Source organism: Faecalibacterium longum (genome assembly GCF_040094125.1).
Taxonomy (GTDB): Bacteria; Bacillota; Clostridia; order Oscillospirales; family Ruminococcaceae; genus Faecalibacterium; species Faecalibacterium longum.
Genome location: NZ_JBBNIH010000160.1, coordinates 1 through 6,955 on the forward strand (window position 1 = coordinate 1; position 6,955 = coordinate 6,955).

Below are 6,955 nucleotides of genomic sequence, written 5' to 3' on the forward strand. Positions count from 1 at the left end.
CTTGCGTCTTGCTGGCCGCGGCCCCAACAGCGACTCCCTGTTTCCGCCACTGGCGGCGGTCGTCGTTGTTGCTCCTATCGAGGAGAGGCCTTGGCATATCGGAAAGCTTGATCTCTTCGCCAGAGGCGTCCCTATTAGAGGAGCTGTCGAGCGACAGCGAGACTGAGAGGTTGATAAAGGAGGATAAACCCATGGATTTCAACAAAGCAGCTCTGGAAATGCACGAGACGCACCACGGCAAGGTGGGCATCGTGAGCAAGGTGGAGGTCAAGACACGCGATGACCTGTCCACCGCCTACACCCCCGGTGTCGCTGAACCCTGCCGCAAGATCAAGGAAAACCCCGACGACGTCTACAAGTACACCTTCAAGAGCAATATGGTGGCTGTCGTCTCCAACGGCACCGCCGTGCTGGGTCTGGGTGACATCGGCCCCGAGGCAGGCCTGCCGGTCATGGAGGGCAAGGCTGTGCTGTTCAAGGAGTTCGGCGGCGTGGATGCTTTCCCCATCTGCATCGACGCCCACGACGCGGCCAGCGTCATCGCGGCCTGCAAGGCTATCGCCCCCACCTTCGGCGGCATCAACCTCGAAGACATCAAGAGCCCCGAGTGCTTTGAGATCGAAGAGACCCTGGAGCGTGAGCTGGACATCCCCGTCTTCCACGATGACCAGCACGGCACGGCCATCGTCGTGACCGCCGCCCTCATCAACGCCCTGCGCGTGGTGGGCAAGAAGATGGAGGACGTCCACATCGTTCTGAACGGCCCCGGCGCTGCCGGTACGGCCATCATCAAGATGCTGATGACCGCCGGCGCCAGGGACATCATCGCCGTGGACCAGTTCGGCACCCTGTACAAGGGCTGCAACAGCGCCGAGGCCCACAAGAACTGGCTGGGCGAAGTGACCAACCCCCGCCAGATCAAGGGCGGCCTGAAAGAAGCTCTTGAGGGCGCAGACGTCTTCATCGGCGTGTCCAAGCCCGGCATCCTGACCACCGAGCTGTGCAGGACCATGAACAAGGACGCCATCGTCTTTGCCATGGCAAACCCCACCCCTGAGATCATGCCCGACGAGGCCAAGGCCGGCGGCGTCCGCGTCATGGCCACCGGCCGCAGCGACTTCCCGAATCAGGTCAACAATGTCCTCTGCTTCCCGGGCCTCTTCAAGGGCGCTCTGAGCGTCCGCGCCCGCGACATCAACGACAAGATGAAGCTGGCCGCCGCCTACGCCATCGCGGACCTCATCACCGACGATGACCGCAGCGAAGAGAACATCATCCCCGGTGCCTTCGACCCCCGGGTGGCCGAGGCTGTGGCGAACGCTGTGGCAAAAGCTGCCCGCGAGAGCGGCGTGGCCCGCCTGTAAACGGAGGGAGCTCCTATGAGAACCATTTCCGCGCAGCAGATCACGGACACCGTGGCCCGCCTCTGCATCGAGGCCAACACCCGCCTGCCCCGGGACGTGCAGGAAGCACTGGACAAGGCCCGGGCCGAAGAGCCCTGGCCGCTGGCAAAGAACACCCTCGACCTGCTCTGGTCGAACCTCGCGGCGGCGAAAGAAGAGGATCTGCCCATCTGTCAGGATACCGGCATGGCCTGCGTCTTCGTGGAGCTGGGTACGGACGTCCATATCGACGGCAGTTTTGAGGCTGCTATCCATGAGGGTGTACGGCGGGGCTACACCGACGGCTATCTGCGCAAGAGCATCGTGGCCGACCCGCTGCGCCGGGGCAACACCGGCGACAACACCCCCGCCGCCATCACGGTGCATCTGGTGGACGGTGACGGCTGCACCATCACCGTCGCCCCCAAGGGCTTCGGCAGCGAGAACATGAGCCGCATCCAGATGCTCAAGCCCGCCGACGGCGTGGAGGGCTTCAAGAAGTTCGTCATCGAGACGGTCAAGCTGGCCGGCTCCAACCCCTGCCCGCCCATCGTGCTGGGCGTCGGCGTGGGCGGCAGCTTTGATAAAGTGGCCTATCTCGCCAAGAAAGCTCTGCTCCGCCCGCTGGACGTCCCGAACCCCGACCCCTATTACGCTGACCTCGAGAAAGAGCTTCTGACGGCCATCAATGAGCTGGGCATCGGCCCTCAGGGCTTCGGCGGCAGGACCACCTGCCTCGGCCTCGCCATCGAGCAGATGCCCACCCATGTGGCCGGTCTGCCGGTGGCCGTGAATGTTTCCTGCCATGTCACCCGGCGGGCAAGTGCCGCATTGTGAGATGGCTTGCCCTCTCAGTCTCGCGTTGCTCGACAGCTCCCCCAAAGGGAGAGCCTTAAAGCGTGGCGGGAAAGTAAAGCCTCTCCCTTTGGGAGAGGTGGCATTGCGAAGCAATGACGGAGAGGGCCAGGACGCTAAAGGAGAATGCAAATGCAATACGAACTGACAACTCCCTGCACGGCGGCAGACCTCGCGCCCCTGAAAGCGGGCGATACCGTGCTGCTGTCCGGTGTGGTGTACACCGCCCGCGACCAGGCCCACAAGCGGATGCTGGAAGCGCTGGACAAGGGCGAAAAGCTGCCCTTTGACCTCGAGGGCAGCGCCATCTACTACGTCGGCCCCACGCCGGAGCGCCCGGGCGAAGTCATCGGCTCTGCCGGCCCCACCACCAGCGGACGGATGGACGCCATGAGCCCCCGCCTGCTGGACCTGGGCAATAAAATTATGATAGGCAAGGGCAAGCGGGACGCCGCCGTCAAAGAGGCCGTCGTCCGCAACGGCGCGGTCTATCTGGCTGCGCTGGGCGGTGCCGGTGCGCTGATGGCCCAGAGCGTCAAGACGTTGGAAGTCATCGCGTGGCCCGACCTCGGCTGCGAGGCCGTCCGCCGTCTGACCGTGGAAAAAATGCCCCTGACGGTCATCCTCGACGCCCACGGCGGCGACCTCTACACTTCCGGCCCGGCGGCCTATCTCGAGACGGTAAAGTGACGAAATTACGCGGGGTAGATTTAGTTTGAATAGACAAACTTTCTGCGAATGGCTTGCAACACGGTACGGAATGTGGTATCCTATAACAAACCGGACCGGAACGCCTGTGTGCCCCGGACAGGGAATTTACGAGGCAGGAGGCCGATAACATGCAGATCCACCAATCCGCAGAAGATTATCTCGAGACTATCCTTATGCTGACCCAGCGGATGGGCCGTGTGCGCTCCATCGACGTGGTCAACGAGCTGGGCTATACCAAGGCCAGCGTCAGCATTGCCATGAAGAAGCTGCGGGAGAACGGTTATATCGCGGTGGATGGCGAGGGCAACCTGACCCTTCTTGAGCCGGGCCGCGAGATCGCAGAGCGCATCTATAGCCGCCACCGCCTGCTGACCCATTTCTTTGTGCAGCTGGGCGTGGATGAGGACGTCGCCGCCGAGGATGCCTGCAAGGCAGAGCATATCCTGAGCGAGCAGACGCTGAAAAAGATCCGTGAGTATGCCCTGCTCCACGACGCAGAGGACAGCGTCCAGAAATCTGAGTGACCATCCAACTTCCAATAAAAAAGCAGATGACCGCCTCCACGTTTTGTGGGGGCGGTCATTTGTTTAATAGGAGCTCAGGCCGAGGCTCACATCCAGCGCCTGGTCCACCCGGCGCTGGTCCTCGGCAGTGATCTGGCCGGCCCGCTCCCGCAGGCGGTGTTTATCCAGCGTGCGTATCTGCTCCAGCAGCACGACGCTGTCCTTGGCAAGGCCCGTATCTTCGGCCCGGATGTTGATGTGGGTGGGAAGCCGGGCTTTGTCCAGCCGGGATGTAATGGCGGCTGCAATGACCGTAGGGCTGTGCCGGTTTCCTATCTCATTCTGCACGATGAGCACCGGGCGGACGCCGCCCTGTTCGGAGCCGACAACGGGCGAAAGGTCGGCGTAAAAAACTTCTCCTCTGTGTACCTCCATGAAAACTCCCTCCTTGCATACTGGGAGGCCCGCTATGTGGTGCGCGGTGCCGTCCTCTGGCCTTATTATGGACAGGCCGGGGGCAGGCTATGCATACGCGGGCAGCTTGCTCTCATTGTATGCAGGAGAGAAAATCAGGTTTCCGTTTCCAGAATGCAGAAGGCCAGCGCCATGCCGCCGTCGTGGCTGAGGGAAAGCAGCGCCCTCAGATGGCGCTCGTCCATCCACTGGGCGCTGCCGCCCGAAAAGCGGTATTCCGGCGCGCCGCTTTCCAGCCGGACGGCCTCTATCTCACAGAGCGCAAAGGGGCCTGCAAGGCCGGTGCCGGCCGCTTTGAGGAAGGCTTCCTTCGCGGCGAAATCTGCCGCCGCACTGGCGGCTTTATGGGCGCTGAGGGGGGAAGGAGCTTTCTCCGAAAGCCCCAGCGCCTCCCGCTCCGCCGGGCCGAAGACTCTGGCCGCAAAGGTGGAGCCATGGGGGCCGCCGAGGCTTTTTGCCATCCGGGCAGTGTCGCAGAGGTCGCAGCCGATGCCGTATATCATGATATGCCTCTTTTCTGCAAAAACAGCTTCGCTGATTTGCATGATAAAATCGGAAAAATTTAAGCAAAATGTGCAAATCTCACTGGGGAAACTTGAAGTTTTGCCGCAAGTCGTGTACAATAAATCATAGTTATTTAAGGGGGTGTATTTCGTGGGCGACGCAACTGCCATTTTCTCCATCCACGATCAGAAGGACATCGAGATCCATGAAGTCGTGCAGCAGGTGTACGACGCACTCAAGGAAAAAGGCTATAACCCCGTCAACCAGCTGGTGGGCTATATCCTGTCCGAAGATCCTACCTATATCACGACTTATAAGGGGGCTCGTTCCCTCATCCGCAAAGTGGACCGTGACGACCTGCTGCAGGCTATGCTGCGCAGCTATCTGAACGTCTGAGAATCTCTGCCTTTTGCCTGCTGTCCTACGGGACGGCAGGCTTTTTGTTTTATAGACCTCTCAGCCTCGCGCTGCTCACAGGCTCATAAAAGCGGCAGAGTGAACAGCTGGTTCACCACCACCTCATACTCCCAGCCCTCCCGGGCCTTGCGCAGCTGCTTCTCGAAAGCTTCGGAGCCCTCGAACCGCTGGATGAGGTAGTGCCAGTGGGCCTTCATCCGGCTGACGGCACAGCTGGCCATGCCGAAGGCCTCGGTGTAGCCGTGGTAGAGCTCGTCGAGGTAGCCCCGCAGTTCTTCCTTCGAAGCGGGCGCACCGCCCACAGCCTGCCGCAGCAGGGCCGGGTCGGCGATGATGCCCCGCCCCACCATGATGCCGGAGAGGTTCGGGAACTCCGCTTCCAGTGCTTTCAGCTGGGCAGGGGTAGTGATGTCGCCGTTGTAGCAGACGGGCATCTGGCAGTGGGGCAGATATTTTGCAAAGGCGGCGCGGTCGGCCTCGCCCCGGTAGAGCTGGCGCATGACCCGGGGGTGGATGGTCAGCTCACAGATGGGGTAGCGGTCGTAGAGGTCGAGGATGGCTTCGAACTCCTCCGGGCTGGTGACGCCCAGCCGGGTCTTGACCGAGATGGGGCCTTCGGCCTGCGAGAAGACTTCGTCGAGAAAGGCTTCGAGCTTCGAGAGGTCGCGCAGCATCCCGGCACCCTTGCCTTTGGCGGTGACAGTGCCGGAGGGACAGCCGAAGTTGAGGTTGACTTCAGTGTAGCCCATCTTCCGCAGCTCGCCTATCATCCAGGCGGCCAGAGCGCCGTCTTTGGCCAGCAGCTGGGGGATGACCGGTGCGCCGGGGTTCGCCGCCGGGTCCAGCTCCGCCATCTTCTTTTTGATAAGCACCCGATTCTCGGGCGGGGAGATGAAGGGGGCATAATAGCGGGCAGGCGCGCCGGGTGCCTCGAACCAGCGCTGGTGCGCCTGACGCCAGATTCGGTCAGTGAGGCCCTCCATGGGGGCGGTGTAGTAGTTCATGTTTCTTCTCCTTTGTCTGTCTGAGTATATCATACACCCCGGTAAAGCGCCAGATGAAACAACAAGAGCCATCAGCCGAAGCGGATGGCTCTTACCAGATGGCGGACCCAAACTCTGCTGGGAACGAGTACGGCAAACTGGAATTTTCAAATTAGTCTTTGCAAATAACCTTTGAACCTTCACCATCAATTACAATTCCCTGACGGTTGTTAATTGGGCATAGATTCAAATCCGAAAACTCAGTCATTATTTTCTCGGTAACTTTCTTAAATGGTGCTGTAAGATAATGCGGAAGAACATAGAAATCAATCAAATCAAGCCCTGCATCATCTTCTTGTGAGTAGTCCTCCGGCTTTTCATCCATTTGCTCGATATATTGGATGCTTGGAGCGCATATAATCGCACCTGCCGATTCACCAATCATCAGTTTTCCCTTTGCCAATTCTTTCTTCAACAGCTCATCCGTTCCCGTTTTACGGAGCTGGTCTATAAGGAAAAAAGAATTTCCGCCGGTAAAATATATCACATCCGCATCTTCAAAAACAGACTGTATCGTTGAATAAGCCTCCGTTGAAATATCAATTTCAGTTACGATTGCTCCCAACTTTTTGAATAATTTTCGAGCCGAGCCGACATAACCGGTGTAGCCTTCCCGCAGCGAAGCTGTTGGAATAAATGCGACTTTTTTATTTTCAATTTCTTCCTTTATCAGACTTCCTACACTTGAAAAGTGCGAACATAAAAACAGTTTCATCAATATTCTCCTTTATATATAAATTCCGATTTGTTGAGCCAAGTATATCACACCCGCCAAGGAAAGAACACCCCTATATGTCAGAGCTTGCCCTTTTTCCTGCGTACGCAGCGATTGACCCAGAATGCGCCATATAGCACAAAAGGCAGGATACCATCGCCATGATGATACCCTGCCTTTGCTCGTTCCTGTTTACCGTTCCGAGTAGTCCTTCCGCGGAACCTCTGATAAACAAAAAACGTACCCGAACCCTTTCTCGTAAAGAATCGGGTTTGAGTACGAACTGTATGGTGGACGGTACAGGACTCGAACCTGTGACCTCCTGCACGTCAAGCAGATGCTCTACCAGCT

The 6,955-nt window shown here is 58.9% G+C and carries 10 protein-coding genes; 5 read left to right on the top strand and 5 right to left on the bottom strand.

Features of this window, described 5'->3' with window-relative positions:
- The coding region (locus AAAU26_RS10435; RefSeq protein WP_349181050.1) for a hypothetical protein at positions 1 to 202 on the bottom strand (202 nt) is incomplete at its 3' end.
- On the opposite strand from AAAU26_RS10435, the gene AAAU26_RS10440 reads away from it, so the two are divergent.
- From AAAU26_RS10440 to AAAU26_RS10455, 4 genes are all read left to right on the top strand, one after another.
- Positions 192 to 1,364: an NAD(P)-dependent malic enzyme gene (locus tag AAAU26_RS10440; RefSeq protein ID WP_227619459.1), complete on the top strand. Its 1,173-nt coding sequence runs from the start codon at positions 192 to 194 to the stop codon at positions 1,362 to 1,364. The genes AAAU26_RS10435 and AAAU26_RS10440 overlap by 11 nt on opposite strands.
- Before the next feature lie 15 nt (positions 1,365 to 1,379).
- Entirely contained in the window at positions 1,380 to 2,219 is an 840-nt protein-coding gene (locus AAAU26_RS10445; RefSeq protein WP_217212074.1) for a fumarate hydratase, read from the top strand.
- A 150-nt stretch (positions 2,220 to 2,369) separates the two neighbouring features.
- Positions 2,370 to 2,927: a Fe-S-containing hydro-lyase gene (locus AAAU26_RS10450; protein ID WP_158395994.1), complete on the top strand. Its 558-nt coding sequence runs from the start codon at positions 2,370 to 2,372 to the stop codon at positions 2,925 to 2,927.
- A gap of 149 nt (positions 2,928 to 3,076) precedes the next feature.
- Complete coding sequence (locus AAAU26_RS10455; protein ID WP_015565248.1) at positions 3,077 to 3,472, top strand: metal-dependent transcriptional regulator; 396 nt, start codon at positions 3,077 to 3,079, stop codon at positions 3,470 to 3,472.
- Between the two features lie 63 nt (positions 3,473 to 3,535).
- Here AAAU26_RS10455 and AAAU26_RS10460 read toward each other — a convergent pair whose 3' ends face one another.
- Both AAAU26_RS10460 and AAAU26_RS10465 read right to left on the bottom strand, forming a co-directional pair.
- On the bottom strand, positions 3,536 to 3,886 hold the full coding sequence (locus tag AAAU26_RS10460) for a type II toxin-antitoxin system PemK/MazF family toxin (protein ID WP_015565247.1): 351 nt from the start codon (positions 3,884 to 3,886) through the stop codon (positions 3,536 to 3,538).
- A 134-nt stretch (positions 3,887 to 4,020) separates the two neighbouring features.
- Positions 4,021 to 4,428 (bottom strand): holo-ACP synthase, encoded by a 408-nt coding sequence (locus tag AAAU26_RS10465; RefSeq protein WP_227619460.1) that lies wholly within the window; start codon positions 4,426 to 4,428, stop codon positions 4,021 to 4,023.
- Positions 4,429 to 4,579: 151 nt separating this feature from the next.
- Here AAAU26_RS10465 and AAAU26_RS10470 point away from each other — a divergent pair, with 151 nt between their 5' ends.
- Positions 4,580 to 4,825, top strand: a complete 246-nt coding sequence (locus AAAU26_RS10470) for an IreB family regulatory phosphoprotein (RefSeq protein ID WP_149794943.1) — start codon at positions 4,580 to 4,582, stop codon at positions 4,823 to 4,825.
- Between the two features lie 83 nt (positions 4,826 to 4,908).
- On the opposite strand, the gene AAAU26_RS10475 is transcribed toward AAAU26_RS10470, so the two are convergent.
- Together AAAU26_RS10475 and AAAU26_RS10480 are read right to left on the bottom strand one after the other, a co-directional pair.
- Complete coding sequence (locus tag AAAU26_RS10475) at positions 4,909 to 5,850, bottom strand: tRNA dihydrouridine synthase (RefSeq protein ID WP_227619461.1); 942 nt, start codon at positions 5,848 to 5,850, stop codon at positions 4,909 to 4,911.
- A gap of 151 nt (positions 5,851 to 6,001) precedes the next feature.
- Positions 6,002 to 6,604 (bottom strand): Type 1 glutamine amidotransferase-like domain-containing protein, encoded by a 603-nt coding sequence (locus AAAU26_RS10480; protein WP_015563755.1) that lies wholly within the window; start codon positions 6,602 to 6,604, stop codon positions 6,002 to 6,004.
- Positions 6,605 to 6,955 lie beyond the last annotated feature (351 nt).

Excerpts from the sequence above, each read along its gene's own strand:
- AAAU26_RS10455 (WP_015565248.1), top strand. The coding sequence starts at position 3,077 with ATGCAGATCCACCAATCCGCAGAAGATTATCTCGAGACTATCCTTATG.
- AAAU26_RS10450 (WP_158395994.1), top strand. The coding sequence starts at position 2,370 with ATGCAATACGAACTGACAACTCCCTGCACGGCGGCAGACCTCGCGCCC.
- AAAU26_RS10445 (WP_217212074.1), top strand. The coding sequence starts at position 1,380 with ATGAGAACCATTTCCGCGCAGCAGATCACGGACACCGTGGCCCGCCTC.
- AAAU26_RS10475 (WP_227619461.1), bottom strand. The coding sequence starts at position 5,850 with ATGAACTACTACACCGCCCCCATGGAGGGCCTCACTGACCGAATCTGG.
- AAAU26_RS10480 (WP_015563755.1), bottom strand. The coding sequence starts at position 6,604 with ATGAAACTGTTTTTATGTTCGCACTTTTCAAGTGTAGGAAGTCTGATA.
- AAAU26_RS10440 (WP_227619459.1), top strand. The coding sequence starts at position 192 with ATGGATTTCAACAAAGCAGCTCTGGAAATGCACGAGACGCACCACGGC.
- AAAU26_RS10465 (WP_227619460.1), bottom strand. The coding sequence starts at position 4,428 with ATGATATACGGCATCGGCTGCGACCTCTGCGACACTGCCCGGATGGCA.
- AAAU26_RS10460 (WP_015565247.1), bottom strand. The coding sequence starts at position 3,886 with ATGGAGGTACACAGAGGAGAAGTTTTTTACGCCGACCTTTCGCCCGTT.